General features: G+C 71.9%; 17 protein-coding genes. 15 read left to right on the top strand and 2 right to left on the bottom strand.

What is annotated here, in order from left to right:
* The first annotated feature begins 1 nt into the window (after position 1).
* From ACGFIS_RS12760 to ACGFIS_RS12720, 9 genes are all read left to right on the top strand, one after another.
* Positions 2–1570, top strand: coding sequence for an ABC transporter ATP-binding protein (locus ACGFIS_RS12760; RefSeq protein ID WP_392909573.1), 1569 nt, complete (start codon positions 2–4; stop codon positions 1568–1570).
* Positions 1567–2736, top strand: coding sequence for an ABC transporter permease (locus ACGFIS_RS12755; RefSeq protein WP_392909569.1), 1170 nt, complete (start codon positions 1567–1569; stop codon positions 2734–2736). Before ACGFIS_RS12760 ends, ACGFIS_RS12755 begins: the two co-directional genes overlap by 4 nt.
* The gene (locus ACGFIS_RS12750) at positions 2733–3647 is read left to right on the top strand and encodes an ABC transporter permease (protein WP_392909566.1); all 915 of its coding nucleotides are present in this window, start codon (positions 2733–2735) and stop codon (positions 3645–3647) included. The genes ACGFIS_RS12755 and ACGFIS_RS12750 overlap by 4 nt, the downstream gene beginning before the upstream one ends.
* A 58-nt stretch (positions 3648–3705) precedes the next feature.
* Positions 3706–4155: a VOC family protein gene (locus ACGFIS_RS12745; protein ID WP_392909564.1), complete on the top strand. Its 450-nt coding sequence runs from the start codon at positions 3706–3708 to the stop codon at positions 4153–4155.
* On the top strand, positions 4140–4610 hold the full coding sequence (locus tag ACGFIS_RS12740; protein WP_392909561.1) for a nuclear transport factor 2 family protein: 471 nt from the start codon (positions 4140–4142) through the stop codon (positions 4608–4610). The genes ACGFIS_RS12745 and ACGFIS_RS12740 overlap by 16 nt, the downstream gene beginning before the upstream one ends.
* 157 nt (positions 4611–4767) lie before the next feature.
* On the top strand, positions 4768–5580 hold the full coding sequence (locus ACGFIS_RS12735) for a fumarylacetoacetate hydrolase family protein (protein WP_392970658.1): 813 nt from the start codon (positions 4768–4770) through the stop codon (positions 5578–5580).
* An 82-nt stretch (positions 5581–5662) separates the two neighbouring features.
* Positions 5663–6817: an amidohydrolase family protein gene (locus ACGFIS_RS12730; RefSeq protein WP_392909555.1), complete on the top strand. Its 1155-nt coding sequence runs from the start codon at positions 5663–5665 to the stop codon at positions 6815–6817.
* Positions 6814–7605 carry an HpcH/HpaI aldolase/citrate lyase family protein gene (locus ACGFIS_RS12725; RefSeq protein ID WP_392970655.1) on the top strand — a complete coding sequence of 264 codons (792 nt, stop codon included), beginning with the start codon at positions 6814–6816 and terminating at the stop codon, positions 7603–7605. The genes ACGFIS_RS12730 and ACGFIS_RS12725 overlap by 4 nt, the downstream gene beginning before the upstream one ends.
* Positions 7602–8051: a cupin domain-containing protein gene (locus tag ACGFIS_RS12720; RefSeq protein ID WP_392909550.1), complete on the top strand. Its 450-nt coding sequence runs from the start codon at positions 7602–7604 to the stop codon at positions 8049–8051. Before ACGFIS_RS12725 ends, ACGFIS_RS12720 begins: the two co-directional genes overlap by 4 nt.
* A 26-nt stretch (positions 8052–8077) precedes the next feature.
* Here the strand turns inward: ACGFIS_RS12720 and ACGFIS_RS12715 are convergent, their stop codons facing one another.
* On the bottom strand, positions 8078–8863 hold the full coding sequence (locus tag ACGFIS_RS12715) for an IclR family transcriptional regulator (RefSeq protein WP_392909548.1): 786 nt from the start codon (positions 8861–8863) through the stop codon (positions 8078–8080).
* 350 nt (positions 8864–9213) lie between these two features.
* Between ACGFIS_RS12715 and ACGFIS_RS12710 the strand changes: the two genes are divergently transcribed.
* The 6 genes from ACGFIS_RS12710 to ACGFIS_RS12685 are packed head-to-tail and all read left to right on the top strand — an operon-like array spanning position 9214 to position 14600.
* Entirely contained in the window at positions 9214–10572 is a 1359-nt protein-coding gene (locus ACGFIS_RS12710; RefSeq protein WP_392909545.1) for a Rieske 2Fe-2S domain-containing protein, read from the top strand.
* Positions 10569–11090 carry an aromatic-ring-hydroxylating dioxygenase subunit beta gene (locus ACGFIS_RS12705; RefSeq protein WP_392909542.1) on the top strand — a complete coding sequence of 174 codons (522 nt, stop codon included), beginning with the start codon at positions 10569–10571 and terminating at the stop codon, positions 11088–11090. The genes ACGFIS_RS12710 and ACGFIS_RS12705 overlap by 4 nt, the downstream gene beginning before the upstream one ends.
* Before the next feature lie 9 nt (positions 11091–11099).
* Positions 11100–12278 (top strand): Dabb family protein, encoded by a 1179-nt coding sequence (locus ACGFIS_RS12700; RefSeq protein WP_392909540.1) that lies wholly within the window; start codon positions 11100–11102, stop codon positions 12276–12278.
* Entirely contained in the window at positions 12242–13486 is a 1245-nt protein-coding gene (locus tag ACGFIS_RS12695) for a hypothetical protein (RefSeq protein ID WP_392970652.1), read from the top strand. Before ACGFIS_RS12700 ends, ACGFIS_RS12695 begins: the two co-directional genes overlap by 37 nt.
* A gap of 44 nt (positions 13487–13530) precedes the next feature.
* Positions 13531–14175: a ComEA family DNA-binding protein gene (locus tag ACGFIS_RS12690; RefSeq protein WP_392970649.1), complete on the top strand. Its 645-nt coding sequence runs from the start codon at positions 13531–13533 to the stop codon at positions 14173–14175.
* A 44-nt stretch (positions 14176–14219) separates the two neighbouring features.
* Complete coding sequence (locus tag ACGFIS_RS12685; protein WP_392970646.1) at positions 14220–14600, top strand: hypothetical protein; 381 nt, start codon at positions 14220–14222, stop codon at positions 14598–14600.
* Here ACGFIS_RS12685 and ACGFIS_RS12680 read toward each other — a convergent pair.
* Positions 14506–15582, bottom strand: coding sequence for a TauD/TfdA family dioxygenase (locus tag ACGFIS_RS12680; RefSeq protein WP_392970643.1), 1077 nt, complete (start codon positions 15580–15582; stop codon positions 14506–14508). The genes ACGFIS_RS12685 and ACGFIS_RS12680 overlap by 95 nt on opposite strands.
* Positions 15583–16151: the final 569 nt, after the last annotated feature.

Below are 16151 nucleotides of genomic sequence, written 5' to 3'. Positions count from 1 at the left end.
CATGACCGATCGTGACGGTGCTCGGGCGCCCGCGCTGGCGCTGCGCGGGATCAGCAAGACCTATGGTCAGGTCGTGGCCTGCGACGCCGTGGACCTGACCGTCCACCGCGGGGAGATCCACGGCCTGCTGGGTGAGAACGGCGCGGGCAAGTCCACGCTGATGAAGATCCTGCTCGGGCTCGTCCGGCGCGACACGGGAACGATCCACCACGACGGCCGCCCGGTCGAGGTGGCGGGGCCGCAGGAGGCGATCGCGCTCGGCATCGGCATGGTGCACCAGCACTTCAGCCTCATCGAGCCGCTCACCGTCTGGGAGAACGTCAGCCTCGGCGACACCGGCAGGGTCGACCGGGTGCGGGCATGCGAGCAGGTCGAGGAGGTCGGCGGCCGCTACGGGCTGCCGATCGACCCCCTCGCGCCGGTGTCGCGGCTGTCGGCCGGGGAGCGGCAGCGGGTCGAGCTGATCAAGTGCCTGCGCCGCGACCCGTCCGTCCTCGTCCTGGACGAGCCCACCTCGGTGCTCACCCAGGCCGAGTCGGCGGAGCTGTTCGGCGTGCTGCGCGAGGTCGTCGCCGGCGAGGACCGCGCGGTGGTCCTGATCAGCCACAAGCTGACCGAGATCACCACGGCCACCGACCGGGTGACCGTGCTGCGCCGGGGCCGCGTCGCGTTCCACAGCGCGACCGCGGAGACCGGCGCGCAGGAGCTGGCGCGGCAGATGGTCGGCCGGGACGTGTCGCTGCGCGCCGAAGCGGCCGCGCTGGGCATGCTCCCGGTCGAGCGCCGCGGCAGGCCGCAGCGGGAGCGGGACGTCCCGGAGCCGGACACCGGGCCGGCGCTGCGGCTGTCGGGCATCACCGTCCGGTCCGAGGGCGTCACGCTGCTCGACGACTTCGGCCTGGACGTGGCGCCCGGCGAGATCGTCGGCCTGTACGGGGTGGAGGGCAACGGCCAGGCGACGCTGGGCGACCTGCTGTCCGGCCTGGCCGAGCCCTCCGCCGGGACGGTCGAGGTCAACGGGGTGCGGATCGACCCGGCCAAGCCGGGCGCGCTGCACAAGGCGGGCCTCGGCATCGTCCCGGAGGACCGGCACGCCTCCGGCGTCGTCCTCGACATGAGCGTCGCCGACAACCTGGTGATGAAGTCGCTCGACTCCGTCAGCGGCCGGATGCTGATCGACCGGCGCAGGACCCACGAGGTCGCCCGGCGGCTGGCGGCGGAGTTCAACATCATCACCTCGTCGCTGGACGCGCCCGTCCGCAGCCTGTCGGGCGGCAACCAGCAGCGGGTGGTCCTCGCCCGGGAGATGTCGGCGAACCCGGCGGTCCTGGTCGCGGCCCAGCCCACCCACGGCCTGGACGTCGGCGCCATCGAGGACATGTACCTGCGCCTGCGCAAGGCCGCGTCCGGCGGGGTGGCGGTGCTGCTGATCACCACCGAGCTGGAGGAGGTCATGGCGCTGGCGTCCCGGATCGCCGTCATCTCCCGGGGCCGCGTCACCGGCCTGCTGCCCACCGCCGAGGCCACGGCCGAACGCCTCGGCATGCTCGTCGGGGGTGTGGCGGCATGACGGACGCCGATCGTTCCGGGCGGCGGCTGGCCGTCGCGTTGAATCCCGGGGCCGGCGGGGCGCAGGTGGCCCTGGCGACCGCGGTCGCGGTCGCGCTGGCGCTGGCGGTGTCGTCGGCGCTGGTGGCGGCGACCGGCGGGTCCCCGGCGGGGGCCGTGACGGCGCTGTACGACGGGAGCCTGTCGAGTCCGTCGGCCGTGAGCTCGACGCTGCTGTACACGGCGCCGCTGCTGCTGGTGGCGGTCGGGACGTGCGTGTGCGTCCGCGCGGGCGTGTTCAACCTCGGCCAGGAGGGCCAGGTGCTCATCGGCGCGCTGGCCGGGGCGGGGGTCGGTCTGCGGCTGGCCGTGCCGGGCCCTGCGCTGCTGGTGATCGCGTTGGTCGCGGCGGCGCTGGCGGGCGGGGCGTGGGCCGGGATCAGCTCGCTGATGCACCGGTTCCGCGGCGTCAACATCGTGGTGAGCACGCTGCTGATGACGTTCCTGGCGCAGCAGCTCGTCTCGTACGCGGTGAACACGCCGTGGCTGCTCCAGGAGACCCGGCGCGGGAACGCGACGGTCTCCCCGCAGTCCAACCGGCTGCCGGAGAACGGGCTGCTGAGTTCGATCGGCGAGTACCCGGGGCTGCAGGTCAACGGCGGCCTGCTGATCGCGCTGGTCCTGGCCGTGGTGATCGCGGTGCTGATCGCACGCAGCCGGTGGGGTTTCCGGCTGACGATGCTCGGCCTGAACCCGCGGGCCGCCCGGCACGCCGGGGTGCGGGTCGCGGCGCTGAGCGGGACGGCGCTGGCCGTGTCCGGAGCGTTCGCGGGCGTGGCCGGGGCGGTGCTGCTGGCCAGCCCCGTCGGCACCAACCGGCTGCAGGGCGGCATCTCCAACAACATCGGCTGGGACGGTCTGCTGGTGGCGCTGGTCGCCCGCAACCGGCCGCTGGTGGCGATCCCGGTCGCGCTGCTGTTCGGTGTGCTGCGTTCGGGGGGCGGGTTCCTCGCGTCGACCGGCGTCCCGCATTTCCTGGTGGACGTGGTCAAGTCGCTGCTGGTGCTCGCGTTCGTCGTCCCGCCGGTCCTGACCGAGGCGCTGCGCCGCCGGCGGGAGAGCCGCCGGGGCGGCGGCGCCGACGCGGGCACGGCGGCGCCCAAGGCCAAGGAGGCGGTCGCGTCATGAGCGCCGCGGACAACATCTCCACGATTCTCGCCAGCGGGGCCCGGCTGACGGTGCCGCTCGCGTTCGCCGCCTGCGGGGAGTACCTCGCGGAACGGGCCGGGACGGTCAACATCTCCGTCGAGGCGATGATGCTGGGCGGGGCGTTCGGCGCGATCGCCGGCGCGTCCGTGACCGGCAGCGCCACGACGGGGCTGGCGGCGGGGATGCTGGTCGGCCTGCTCATCGGGTTCGTGCACGGCAACCTGTCGCACCGGGCGGCCGTCAACACGTTCGTGGTCGGGCTCGTCCTGAACACGCTGGTGCTGGGGCTGACCAGCTACCTGATCGTCACCGGGACGTTCACCGGCCACCAGGTGTGGCAGGTCAGCGTGCCGGTGCTGCGCGACATCCCGATCGTCGGGCAGGTGCTGTTCGTCGAGCGCTGGCCCGTCTACCTGCTGTTCGCCGTGGTCCCGCTGACGTGGTGGCTGGTCGAGCGCAGCCGGTGGGGTCTGGAGCTCCGGGCGGTCGGCGAGGATCCGCAGGCCGCGGACGTGACCGGCATCGACGTCAACGGGCGCCGCCGGCAGGCGCTGCTGTGGTGCGGGCTGCTGGCCGGGCTCGGCGGCGCCTACCTCGCGGTGGGCGAGGTCGGCTCGTTCAGCCAGAACATGACCGCGGGCCGCGGGTTCATCGTGATCGCCGCGGTGATCTTCGGGGCGTGGCGGCTGGGCCGCACCCTGCTCGGCTGCGCGCTGTTCGGGCTGGCCGACGCGATGCGCCTGGCGCTGCCCGCGCTGGGTTTCCAGCTGAACTCGCAGCTGCTGATCGTCGCCCCGTACCTGCTGGCCCTGCTGGCGATGCTGCTGTTCGCCGCGAAGGACCGCGAGCCGCGGGCCCTGGGCAAACCGTTCGAGCGGGGTACGGCGTGATTCGTAAGTGCAATCAGGCCCGGGTGCCTTGAGCCCGGACGATTCCGAGGAGGACAACGTGACCGGACTGACCGCAGCGCGCTGGACGCACGTCGCGCTGCCCAGCGGCGACCTGGACAAGTCGATCGACTTCTACACCTCGCTCACCCCGCTGGTGGTGGTGGAGCGGTTCAAGGACGCCGACGGCGAGAGCGCCTGGCTGTCCAATGACGGCCAGGTGGAGACGCCTTTCGTGCTGGTGCTGGTGTCCTTCAACAAGGACAAGGGCGGGCAGCTCGGACTGCTGCACCCGTTCGCCCACATCGGCATCGAGGTGCCCGAACGCGCCGACGTGGACGCGTTGGCCGAGCGGGCCCGCGAGCTGGGCAGCCTGCACTGGGAGCCGCGCGACATGCCGGACCCGGTCGGCTACATCTGCGCGCTCAAGGACCCCGACGGCAACGTCATCGAGATCTCCCACAACCAGAAGGTGTTCGACACCGTCCGGGCCAAGTGGGGGCGGTCCTGACCGGCGTCCCGAGGCCGGCGGAACCGGGCGCCGCCGCGCGGGTCGAGGAACGGACCCGTGCGGCGGTGCTGCGGTACCTCGGCGCCCTCAACCGCCATGACGCCGACGCGGTCGCCGGATGCGTCGCCGAGGGCTTCGTCAGCGAGCACACCTCCCCGATGGGGCGCGGCGTCACCGGCCGCGCCGCGTACCGGGAACGGCTGGACGGCTTCCTGGCCGACTTCGCCGACCTGAAGTACGAGATGGAGGACCTGGTCGTCCGGGACGTGCGGGCCGTGCTGGCCTACACGATGTCGTTCCGGCTCGTCTCGGCCGGGAACGCGCCGGTACGGGTCCGCGGCGTGTTCCGGCTGTGGGTGGACGCGAACGGCCTGGTGGCCCGCAGGGTCGACTACTGGGACGGTTCCGAGGTGACCCGGCAGGTCGCCGGCGCCGTCCCGTCGCAGGGCGGCTGATTCCACGTTCTCCGTCGTGCCGCCCGGCCGTGCCTCTCACCGCGCCGGGCGGTGGACGCATGCTGCCCGACCACTGCTATATCGCATTATGAGATACCGTCTCTCATTTCTTGACAGGATCCATCTCGCATCGAAAGATGATGTCGTGCATGTTGTGATGACTTCGGGCGGTCTCGGCCGGATCGAGGCCGGTGGCGTCGCCGTCCTGGACACCCCGTACCCCGACGCGGGCGCCGTGATCGAGGCCACCGGCTCGCTGGACGCCCTGGCCGAGGCGAAGGTCGTCCGGCGGATCCCCCTGGACGGGGACGCCGGGACCGGCCTGCCCGCCCCCATCGCCAGGCCCCGGGCCGTGTGGGGCATCGGCATGAACTACCACTCCAAGGCCGAGCTGACGGGACGTCCCGTCCCCGACGAGCCGGTCCTCTACCTGGCCGCGCCGTCGTCGGTGTGCGGCCCCGGCGCCGCGGTCCGGCTGCCGGCCGGGCAGACCGCCGAGATGGACTACGAGGCCGAGATCGCCGTCGTGATCGGCCGCACCCTCGACCACGCCGCCGAGGACGACGCCTGGTCCGCCGTCGCGGCCGTCACCGCGGCCAACGACATGACCTGCCGCGACATCATGAAGCGCACCGGGTGGCCCGTCCTGGCCAAGAGCTTCCCCGGCTTCACCCCGCTCGGAGCCTCCCTGCTCGGCCGCGACGAGATCACCCGCCCGGACGCGATCGGCGTCCGCTCCTGGGTCCGCGGCGAGTCGCGCCAGGACTCCAGCAGCGCCGACATGATCTTCCCGATTCCGGAGCTGCTGGCCCGGATCTCCCGGTACGCCGTGCTCCACCCCGGCGACGTGGTGCTGACCGGCACGCCCGCCGGGACCGGCCAGGACCGCGGAGACTTCCTGCGGCCCGGCGACACCGTCCGGGTCGAGATCGACGGCGTCCTGCCACTGACCATCCGGGTCCGCGCGTGAACCCGCGCCCCGCACCGCCTCACCCGCGGGCCCCGGCCCCCTTTCCCCCTCGCAGCACCTTCACAGAACCGGGAGTACCTCGATGACCCAGGACAACCAGCCCGTCTACGATCGGGTGCTCAGAGGCGGAACGGTCGTCGATCCCGCCTCCGGCACCGACGCCGTCCTCGACGTCGCGATCAACGGGACCACGATCACCGCCGTCGGCACCGGGCTGGCCGCCGACGCGGCCGAGGTCGTCGACTGCACCGGAAAGTGGGTGCTGCCCGGCCTGGTCGAGGGCCACACCCACATCTTCCAGCACGTGTCCATGGTCGGCGCCCCCGCAGACGACGCGCACCTGCGCCGCGGGGTCGTCGCCGCCGCCGACGCCGGGACCGCCGGCGCCTCCACGTTCGCCGCGTTCCGCAAGCTGGTCGTCGAGCCGACCCCGATGCGGATCGTGAACTTCCTGAACGTATCGGTGCTCGGCCTCATCGACTTCCGCTTCGGCGAGCTGATGAACCCCGACACGCTCGTCCCGGACGACGCGCTGGAGACCGCCGCCGCCAACCCCGGCGTGGTCCGCGGCTTCAAGATCCGGCTGTCGGAGGACGTGGTCGGCGACAACTGGCAGATGCTGCTGAAGAAGTCGCTCGACGTCGCCGAGCAGGCCGGCCTGCCGCTGATGGTGCACATCGGCGAGACGTCCGAGCCGCTGCCGGTCGTCCTGGACCACCTGCGTCCCGGCGACCTCGTGGCGCACTGCTACACCGGCAAGGAGCACGGCATCCTGGACGGCGACGAGGTGCTGCCGGCGGTGGCGGCGGCCCGGGAACGCGGCGTCCTGTTCGACTCCGCGCACGGCAAGAGCAACCTCAGCTTCGAGGTCGCGCGCCGCGCCATCGCGCGCGGTTTCTACCCCGACGTCCTCAGCTCCGACACCAGCGCCCGCAACTGGCGAGGCCCGGTGTTCGACCTGCTCACCAGCATCTCCAAGCTCGTCGCGCTGGGAATGCCGCTGACCGAGGCGGTCGCCCGCGCCACCGTGCGCCCGGCGCGGCTGCTGGGGCTGGACGCGGAGGGCTACGGGCGCCTGGAGCCCGGCGGCCCCGCCCACGTGACCGTGGTCGAGGAGACCGAACCGGTCGTCCTCCCCGACGCGGCGGGCAACTCGATCACCGCCCCCCGGCTGGAGCCCGCGCTCGTCCTGCACGGCGGGGCGGAGGTCGAGACCGTGCCGTGGCGCGGCCTGTGACCTCGCCACGGGCCCGGCTGCGGGCGGCGCTGGCGGAGGGCACCCGGGTGACCGGGACGTTCGTCAAGCTGCCCGTGCCGGACGTGGTCGAGCTGTGCGGCCTCACGGGCTTCGACTTCGTCGTCGTCGACCTGGAGCACTCCACGCTGACGGAGGCCGACGCGATCGGCCTCGTCCGGCACGCCGAACGCTGCGGGGTGCCGGCGCTCGTCCGGATCCCCGAGGTGGACGCGCCGCTCATCTGCCGCCTGCTGGAGAACGGCGCGGCCGGGATGCAGCTGTCCATGCTCGGCGCGGCCGCGCAGGCCCGCGCGCTCGTCCGGGCCACGCGGTTCGCGCCCGAAGGCGCCCGGTCGGTCAGCCTGGCCAACCGGGCCGCCGGGTTCGGGCTGCGTTCGCCGGAGGGCTCGTCCGGTGGCCTGGAGGCGTTCCTGGCGGCCGAACGCGACGACCCGCCGCTGCTCGTCGGGCAGGTCGAGACCCCGTGGTGGAGGGACGGCGACTCCTGGGACGCGGTGATCGGCGCCCTGGACGTGGTCTTCGTCGGCGGCACCGACCTGGCGGTCAGCCTGGGCACCGACCCGGGCGGCGACGACCACCGCGCGGCCGTCACCGAGATCGAGAGGGCCGCCGAACGGCACGGGATCGCCTTCGGCGGCTGGGCCCCGTCCCGGGCCGCCGCGCAAGGCCAGGGGCTCGCCGCCGCGCGCTACCTGGTGACGGGCTCGGACCTGCAGATTCTGGCCGCCGGACTGGAAGCGGCGGCCGGCGAAGGAGGCAACGGATGACCGAGAAGAACGGCGCGGAGAAGAACGGCACCGAGAAGAACGGCACCAAGAAGAGCGGCGCCGGGGGAGGCCGCAACGCCAAGCTCTACAACAGGGTGATCGGCTGGGCCGACATGCCGGAGGCGGAGCTGCGCAGGGGGGTGCGGCGCCGCGTCTACTCCACCGACGAGGTGATGGTCGCGCACCACACCCTCGACGTCGGCATGGACCTCAACCCGCACAGCCACGAGGACTTCGACCAGCTCGTCTACATCGCCGAGGGCCGCTGCAACTACTACGTCGAAGGCGTCCCGCACGAGATGACGGCCGGGACGTTCCTGCTGGTGCCACGGGGAGCCGAGCACTACATAGAGCCGCTGGAAGACCCATGTGTGAACGTCGACATCTTCGTCCCGCCCCGGGAGGACTTCAGAAGCTCCCTGACCTACCTGGACGACCTACCCTGACCCGCCCCCAGCCAAGTGAACGGCGTTCAGCCGGCCTCGGCGTGGGCGGCGCCGTTGTTGCCGAGGCGCTGGGACAGGTCCCTCGTGATCTCCAGGAGCGCCTGCGCCATCGGGGAGCCGGCCTGCCGCGGGACGTCGACGGAGGTGCCCACGATCGCCATCGTGGCGATGATGGCCTCCCCTTCGAAGACCGGCGCCGCGATGGTGTGCAGGCCGTTCTCGGACGGGGAGTTGACCGACAGGCCGTGCTCGCGGATCCAGTCGAGTTCCTCGCGCAGCTCCGGTGCGCGGCGCAGCAGCTTGGCCAGCGCCGGGACCTGCTCGGGCGGGAGGTGCGCGCAGAACACGCGGCCCTGCGCGGAGGTGGCCAGGTCGAGCCGCGACCCGACCCGGACGCTGATCCGGATCAGGTGGTCGGTGTTGTCGGCGGACCGGACGACGGTCGGAGACTCGCCGTCCCAGATGCTCAGCACGACGGTCTGCCCGGCGGTCTGGACGAGCCGGTCCATGTACGGTTCCGCGGCGGTCACGATGGGCAGCGCCGCGCGGGCGGCGGCGGCGAGCGTCAGGACCTGCGGGCCCAGCGAGTACAGGGCGGTGCGGTCGTCGTACCGCAGCAGGTTCGCCGCCCGCAGAGCCTTCGTGTACCGGTGGGCGGTCGCCTTGCTGGCGCCGAGCCGGGCGGTGATCTCGTTCAGGCTCAGGTGCGGCCGGCTGACCGTGAACGAGTCCAGGATCAGGGCGGCACGCTGCACCGTCTGGATCGATGAGGTGGTCTCGGCCGTGGTCTCTCGTGCGGTGCTCGTCGCCATCCGTTCCTCGCTTCTGCTTCGGTCACCGGCCGCGTTCCGCCTTGCGCGGCGGGCGCCGTGGCGGCACGACACGCCATCTCATCATGAGCGTGACCGCCGCGGGGTGCCATTCGCTACCTACGGGTAAGGCGCCCAATACGGTACGTGTCGATGCATTGACCGAACGCCATCTCTTACTACGAGACGCAATCATGCTAACTGAGACGTAGCTAGTCAACCCGGTCGGGAACCATCCGTCCACCCCTTGACACGATGAACCGGACTGGGGAACTCTGTACACGATGCGAGATGGTATCTCGAATTACTGAACGATGCTGCTGACGAGGCGGCGTGGAAGGGGGTGAAGCCCGATGCCCGGACCGGATGGCACGGGTCTTCCGGGGCGGCTGGTCGTCGAGGACTGGGACGCCCTGACTTTCCGCGTGAATCGGGTCGCGTACCGCTCGGAAGAGATCTTCCAGGCGGAGCGGGACCGGATATGGGCGCGTACATGGCTGTACCTGGGCCACGAGACCGAGATCGCCACGCCCAACGACTTCAAGACGCGGACGCTGGGCGGCAGGCCGCTGATCTTCTGCCGCGACACCGACGGCACCGTCCGCGCGTTCCTCAACTCCTGCCCGCACCGCGGCACGATCCTGTGCCGGGAGCGGGAGGGGTCCAGCAAGCTGTTCCAGTGCTTCTACCACGCGTGGACGTTCCGTAACAACGGCGACGTCGCGGCCATCCCCGGCAAGGAGGCCTACGAGGCCGCCGGTGAGGGCTTCCTCGACTCGATGCGGCTCCGCACCGTCCCCCGGCTGGAGATCCACGAGGGCTTCGTGTTCGTCGCGTTCGACCCGGACGCGCCGCCGCTGCTCGACTACCTCGGCGACGCCGCCGACTACATGACGATGATCTCCGAGCAGCACGAGGCCGGCATGGAGGTCCTGCCGGGAACCCAGCTGTACGGCGTGCGCGGCAACTGGAAGCTCGGCGTCGAGAACGCCATGGACGGCTACCACTTCTCGCCCACGCACAACACGTTCGTCGGCTACCTGCGCGAGACGGGCTTCGCCGTCACCGACGACGACCAGTACGCCTACAACCTCGGCAACGGCCACGGCCTCCTCGTCCTCACCGGGCACGGCGGCCGGATCAGCATGCTGTGGGAGCCGCGCTTCGGCGAGGACGAGAAGGTCCGCACCGCCGAGCACCGCGCCGAGATGGACCGCAGGCTCGGCCCCGAACGGGCCCGCTACGTCGCCGACGAGAGCCACATCCTGTTCGTGTTCCCGAACCTCCTGCTGTTCGACCTCGAAGGGCTGTCGATCCGCCAGCTCGAACCGGTCGCCGCCGACCGCACCGACGTGCGCGCCTGGCAGCTCGCGCCGCGCGGCGAGGACGCCGGCACCCGCGCGCTGCGGATGAAGACCATGGTCAGCTTCGTCGGCCCCGGCGGCCTCGCCACCCCCGACGACATCGAGGCGTACGAGGCCGTGCAGCGCGGCATCGAGGCCACCGCCGCCGACGCCCGCGCCGGCATGGACTACAGCGACATGTCCCGCGGCATGGTCGACGAGGTCAAGGGCGTCCAGGGCCGCTCCATCGACGAGGGCGCCATGCGCGGCTTCTGGCGGCACTGGGTGGACGCCCTCGGCGTCGACGGCGGCCTGGACGTCGCGGGCCCCCGCCCCGAGCGCTTCCTTGAGGGGAGGAACGTGCGATGACCGCACCCGGTACCAGCGCCGTGCCCGTCGGCGGACGCGAGATCACCCGCGCCGACGTGGAGGACTTCCTCTACGCCGAGGCCGACATCCTGGACGCCTGGAAGTACGACGACTGGCTGGCGCTGTTCGAGCCCGGCGCCCGGTTCGAGGTGCCCGCCACCGATTGGAGGGGCGAGTCGCCCCACGCGTCCGGGTCGTTCGTCACCGACGACTGGGACCTGCTGCGCGCCCGCGTCAAGCGGCTCAAGTCCCGCAAGGCGCACGCGGAGAACCCGCCGTCCCTCACCCACCGGATGATCTCCAACGTGCGGCTGCGCGAGCACGACGACCCGGGCCTGCTCCGGGTGACGGCGTCCTTCATCGTCCACCGCGCCCGCGACGGCGAGTTCGACGCGTACGTGGGCCGCTACGACCACCTGCTGGTCACGGGCGCGGAGGGCCTTCGCTTCCGGTTGCGCCGCGCGATTCTCGGTCACGAACATCTGCCCGCCGGAAGCCGGCTGAGCTTCATCCTCTGAGGAAACCTGATGATCCAACACAACCTCGCGTTCCGGTTCCGGGAGGACGCGCCGGCGGAGGCCGTCGAGTCCGTCCTCGCGGAGCTGCGCACGTTCCCGCGGCGCTACCCGGCCATGCGCGACTTCACGCTCGGCCCCAACATCAGCACCCGCAGCAGCAGGTACACGCACGCGTTCTCGGTGAAGTTCGACACCGAGGCCGACCTGACGGCGTACCTGGAGAGCGAATCGCACGAGCGGTTCGTCCGCGAACGCTGGCGCCCGGTCATGGACGACCACATCATCGTCACCTACGAGACCCCCGGCAGGCCCGGCCGGCCGCGCGGCCCGTACGGCATGGAGTACGCCCGCATCGAGGTCCCCGACATGGACCGCACGATCGAGTTCCTCCAATACCACGTGGGTCTCCAGCTGGAGCAGCACACCGGCGACCACGCCTACCTGCGCGCCGACATCGAGCACCACTCGATCGAGCTGATCAGCGCCCCGGACCGGGAGGCCGGCCACACCGTCGCCATCGGCTACAGCGTGGAGAACGCCGAGGTTCTCGCCGACCTCCGCAAGCGCGTCGCCGACGCCGGACACGAGATCCTCGAACTGCAGGACCGCCAGAGGACCCTCTGCGCGGACGGGTTCGCGGTCCGCGACCCCAACGGGCTGACCGTGGAGTTGTTCACCGGCTTCCTGGAGTACGCCGAGCCGCCGGTGACGGACCTGCGCCCGGTCGACCTCGTCCACCCGTTCATCGCGACGGACAAGTACGAGGAGTCGCTGGAGTTCTACACCGGGGTGCTGGGCTTCCAGTCCTCCGACGAGATCGTCGGCTCCACGACGTTCATGCGCTGCGAGGACCGCTATCACCACAGCCTCGCCCTGCAGAACAACAAGGAGCACTTCGTCGCGCACCTGTGCTTCGCGACGAAGAGCTTCGACCACGTCATGCGGTTCCGCGCCCGCGCGCTCTACAAGGGCGAGCCGATCGCGTCGGACCTGGTGAACCACTCGGCGTCGACGTCCATCGCGTTCTACATGCACGAGCCGCTGCACGGCCCCCGTTTCGAACTGTGCGACGCGCATCGCGTGTTCACGCCGGAGGAGCACGAGACCCACGTCGCCCGCCGGATGCCGCCGGACCCGCGCAACATCGACGTGTGGCGCCCGGCCGCCGACGACTGGGGACGCTTCTGACGCCGCAGCGGGACGCGGGCGAGGAGATCGTCCGCGTCCTGGAAGTGCTGGACGGCGTCCCGTCGCCGTACGGCCACGAGTCCGCCGCCGCCGTGCGCCTCGCCTCCTGGTGCACGGCGCGGTGGCCGTGGATCGACTGGACGGTCCAGAGGTACGGCGCCGGCGGTGCCAACCTCCAAGCGGGCGGCCCGGCCGGCGTGCTGCTCTACTCGCACCTCGACACCTCACTCGGCGGCGACCCGTCCGAGGACCGGCCCATCACCGGCCGTGCCGACCCGCCGCCCCCGCTGAAGGTCACGTCCACCCACGTCGAAGGCTTCGGCCTGGGCGTGGCGAGGGCCCCGGCCGCCGCGGCCCTGTCCGGTTTCGTGTCCGCCGCATCCCGCGGTGTCCCGGCGCGCCTTCTCCTGGCCGGCTCGGGGACACACCGCAGCACCCTGCACGGCCCCGGCGGAACACCCCGCTCGACGGGCCTGGACCACTACCTCGCCACCGAGCCCCGCCCGCCCGCCGCCGTCGTCGCGAAAGGCGGCCCGCCCACGATCCTCTGGGAGGAGCCCGGCGCCCTCTACCTGCGCCTGCGCGTGCGGGGGCGGCACGGCGCCGTCCTGGCCCGCGAGTCGGCGGTCCCGCACGGCGGCGTCATCGCCCACGCCGGCCCGGTGATCGACGCCGTCGAACGCTGGCGCGCAACCTACGTCGCCGCCGGCACGGCCCCCGGCACGCAGGTGGGCCCGGCCGCGGGCATCGGCTCCCTCACGGCGGGCCGCCCGGACAAACCCGACCTCTTCCCGGCCCTCCTGGAGGCCGGGATCTACGCGGTGACCGTCCCGGGAGCCGCCCCGCAGGACATCGCCGCCGCGCTCCGAACCGGCGTCGAAGCGGCCTGCGGCACCGGCCCGCTCGCCGACTGCAAGGTCGAGGTGGACATCGACGAGATCGACCCCGCCGCCGCGACCCCGGCCGACGCACCCATCGTCCGCGAGGCCAGGGCCGCCTGGCGTGCCGAGTTCGGCGGCGACCCGCCCCCCATCACGGGCTGGACGGGCTCAACGGACGGCGTCGTCCTCAGGGCCCGCGGGATCGACACGGTGCGCCTCGGCCCCGCCTCACGTCCGTCTCCGGACGACCCGAGGTGCGACGTCCTCGACCTTGCGTCGCTGAAGGCTTACGCCCGCCTGTACGGTCGCCTCCTGACGCGAGAGTGAACCGGGCGCGGTCGGCCCACGTCTGTACAGGGGGAGGTGGGGCATTGCGAAAACTGAGTCCCGGACGCACCGTCGTCAGCTATATCTGGGCGCTGAGCCCGATCTACACACTCGGCATGGGCACGTCGATCACGATGATCATCGCGGCGGTGCGGGTGCGGTCGGTCCTGCTGTGGCTGATGCAGCCCGTCTACCTCGCGCTCGTCATCCTCGGGTTCGCCACGGCCGGAAGCGAGGACGGCACGACCGGGGACACGGTATTCCTCGCCGTCTTCCTGACCTTGGTGACGATCGGCACGGGCCACGCGTTCTTCCTCCGCCGCAGGGTCTTCAGCCCGGCGGAAGCCGACCTGCTGAAGCAGGCCGAACTGGACGTCCACCGCCGCCGGGAGTTGCGGGCCCAGGCGGCCGAGGTGGCCCGGCGCTCCCCGGCGCTGGCCGTGGAGATGCGCATCGGACGTCCCGACCTGGAGCGTTCCTACGACGACGGCGGGCTCATCGACGTCAACCACGCCCCGGCTTCGGTGCTGGCGGAGATCCCGGGGATGACCCCGGAACTGGCGGCACGAGTCGTCCAGGTCCGGAGCGACACGGGCGGCTTCATCTCCGCGGAGGAGGCCGCGACGCTGGCGGACCTGCCTCCCATGCTCACCCCGCAGATCGCCGAGTACGGCGTCTTCCTGAGGTGAGGACACTGAACGAGCTTCGGTGCCCCCCGCGCTGAGGAGAGTTGATGCGCAGCGGCCTTGAGCTGGCTGGACGTTACCGGCTGGAAGAGATGCTCGGCCGGGGTGGGATGGGCGAGGTGTGGCGCGGTGTCGACAAGCGCCTGCGCCGCCCGGTGGCGGTGAAGATCCTGCCGCTGAGCGGTGCCGCCGACGGGGCGGAGGTGGCCCGGTTCCGGCGGGAGGCCGAGATCGCCGCGACCGTGGACCACCCCGGGGTCACCACCGTCTTCGATATCCCCCCGTCCGCACCGCTCCTGGGACGGGGGGCCACGCGCTTCGGGGAATGGCCGGTCAGAGACCCCAGGTCTCGTTGGGGACGACCGCGTCGGCGATCTGGAAACGGCCGCCGGGCAGGGGCTCCTTGGCCTTGCCATCGGGCGTGTTGATGACGTTCTTGCCGAAGCCGGGCACCATCGGGCGGCCGACCTCCCGGCGCAGCCACAGCCGCAGCAGGTGGCGGCGGCGCTCCGGCTCGGGGTGGTCGTCGTACTCGGTGCGCGAGTGCAGGGCCGCGTAGTTCAGGAGCCACTGGACGTCGCCTGGCTGGAAGTCCATGTCCAGGGGAAGGCCGGGCTCCTGCGCGATCTCGTCGAACAGGTTCAGGACCTCGATCTGCGCTTCGGTCAGCCGCGGCACCTCGGGGTAGTCCTGCGCCGAGAAGATCATCGAGGCGCCCGCATAGGTGCTGAACACGCCGTCGACATAGCTGCAGATCGGCGACCGGTAGGTGTTGGCCGGGGCGTCGGGGTCCTGCTTGCGCCAGTCCCAGTGCCACTCCTCGAACAGCAGCGGCGCGAGGTCGGGGCGGCGGCGCAGGATCTCGTTGTAGATCGTGGTGCCGCTGACCAGGCTGGACGCCCCGCCCTCGCGAGCGCCGCGCAGGCACATCAGCGCGACGACGTCGGAGCTGTCGGAGTGGAACGGCAGCCGGTCGCGGACGCGGGACGGCAGCGCGGACGGGTCTTCCAGCGTCTTGTCGGAGGTGGCGATGACATGGTCGAGGACGTCGCCGTACTGGTTCTGCGGCATCGGCGAGCCGAGGTGCAGGCCCATCAGGTAGAAGATCGCGCCCGCGACGGTGTCGCCGTAGTCCTCGGTGCGGAGCCCGCGGATCAGGATGAAGCCGCGCCCGGAGTCCATCTGCCGGGCGCACTCCTCGATGAGGCCGACGCAGGCGTCCAGCGGGTAGTCGGCGGCGGTGACGGTGCGCAGGTCCGGGGCGTCGGCGACGAAACGGCGGCCGGCCGCCTCAAGCTCGTCCCGCTCGGCGCCGGACAGGTGGTAGATCCACTCGGTGGAACCGGCCAGCTCGTCCCCGCGCCATGCGGACGGGCCGGAAATCGGGGACAGGTTAACGGTCGTGGACATGATGCCTCGCACTTCAGAATGGGTGAGCAGGCCGCGGACGGACGCCGCGGCCCGGGATGGGGCTGCGGACGTCGTGCGTTAGAAGGGCGTCTGCGGAAGACCGGCCGCCGTGCCGGGACGCATGCCGGTACGCGGCGGACGCACGCGCAGCGGCTCGGAGTAGGCGCGCACGGCAGACCCGAGCCCTTGCGAGGCTGCTCGGATCATGGCGTGCTCCCGACTGTGGAGGAACTCCCGCAAACCTAAGCCAGACCCTCTGATTCCGTCAAGCGAGATGCCGTCTCGCATTAGCAGCGATCTGAGCGAGGAGGGCGTCCGTGGTCTCGGCCTCCAGCAGGCAACCGCCCAACGGCGTCGGGACATACGCCCACCAGCGGCAGGTGTGGAGTCCCCACCAGCAGTGGACGCCGGGGAAGTGCTCTCCGATGGTCGCGACCGTAGACGTCCGCACGGCGGCGGCAGGCCGCCGGTTCGGACGGTGGAGCGGCGCGGCCGGTGCGCCCGGGGGGACGCTCACCGGACGCGCCGCTCTCACCTCCCCCCACGGGACCGCGCTGGGGGTCGCGGTC

This window comes from Spirillospora sp. NPDC048824 (assembly GCF_043198455.1).
GTDB lineage: Bacteria > Actinomycetota > Actinomycetes > Streptosporangiales > Streptosporangiaceae > Spirillospora.
This window is presented reverse-complemented; position numbering and strand designations above follow the sequence as displayed.

Bases quoted from the DNA above. Each gene is read 5' to 3' on its own strand.
- ACGFIS_RS12760 (WP_392909573.1), top strand. From the start codon at position 2: ATGACCGATCGTGACGGTGCTCGGGCGCCCGCGCTGGCGCTGCGCGGG.
- ACGFIS_RS12755 (WP_392909569.1), top strand. From the start codon at position 1,567: ATGACGGACGCCGATCGTTCCGGGCGGCGGCTGGCCGTCGCGTTGAAT.
- ACGFIS_RS12750 (WP_392909566.1), top strand. From the start codon at position 2,733: ATGAGCGCCGCGGACAACATCTCCACGATTCTCGCCAGCGGGGCCCGG.
- ACGFIS_RS12735 (WP_392970658.1), top strand. From the start codon at position 4,768: ATGACTTCGGGCGGTCTCGGCCGGATCGAGGCCGGTGGCGTCGCCGTC.
- ACGFIS_RS12730 (WP_392909555.1), top strand. From the start codon at position 5,663: ATGACCCAGGACAACCAGCCCGTCTACGATCGGGTGCTCAGAGGCGGA.
- ACGFIS_RS12720 (WP_392909550.1), top strand. From the start codon at position 7,602: ATGACCGAGAAGAACGGCGCGGAGAAGAACGGCACCGAGAAGAACGGC.
- ACGFIS_RS12715 (WP_392909548.1), bottom strand. From the start codon at position 8,863: ATGGCGACGAGCACCGCACGAGAGACCACGGCCGAGACCACCTCATCG.
- ACGFIS_RS12710 (WP_392909545.1), top strand. From the start codon at position 9,214: ATGCCCGGACCGGATGGCACGGGTCTTCCGGGGCGGCTGGTCGTCGAG.
- ACGFIS_RS12705 (WP_392909542.1), top strand. From the start codon at position 10,569: ATGACCGCACCCGGTACCAGCGCCGTGCCCGTCGGCGGACGCGAGATC.
- ACGFIS_RS12700 (WP_392909540.1), top strand. From the start codon at position 11,100: ATGATCCAACACAACCTCGCGTTCCGGTTCCGGGAGGACGCGCCGGCG.
- ACGFIS_RS12685 (WP_392970646.1), top strand. From the start codon at position 14,220: ATGCGCAGCGGCCTTGAGCTGGCTGGACGTTACCGGCTGGAAGAGATG.
- ACGFIS_RS12680 (WP_392970643.1), bottom strand. From the start codon at position 15,582: ATGTCCACGACCGTTAACCTGTCCCCGATTTCCGGCCCGTCCGCATGG.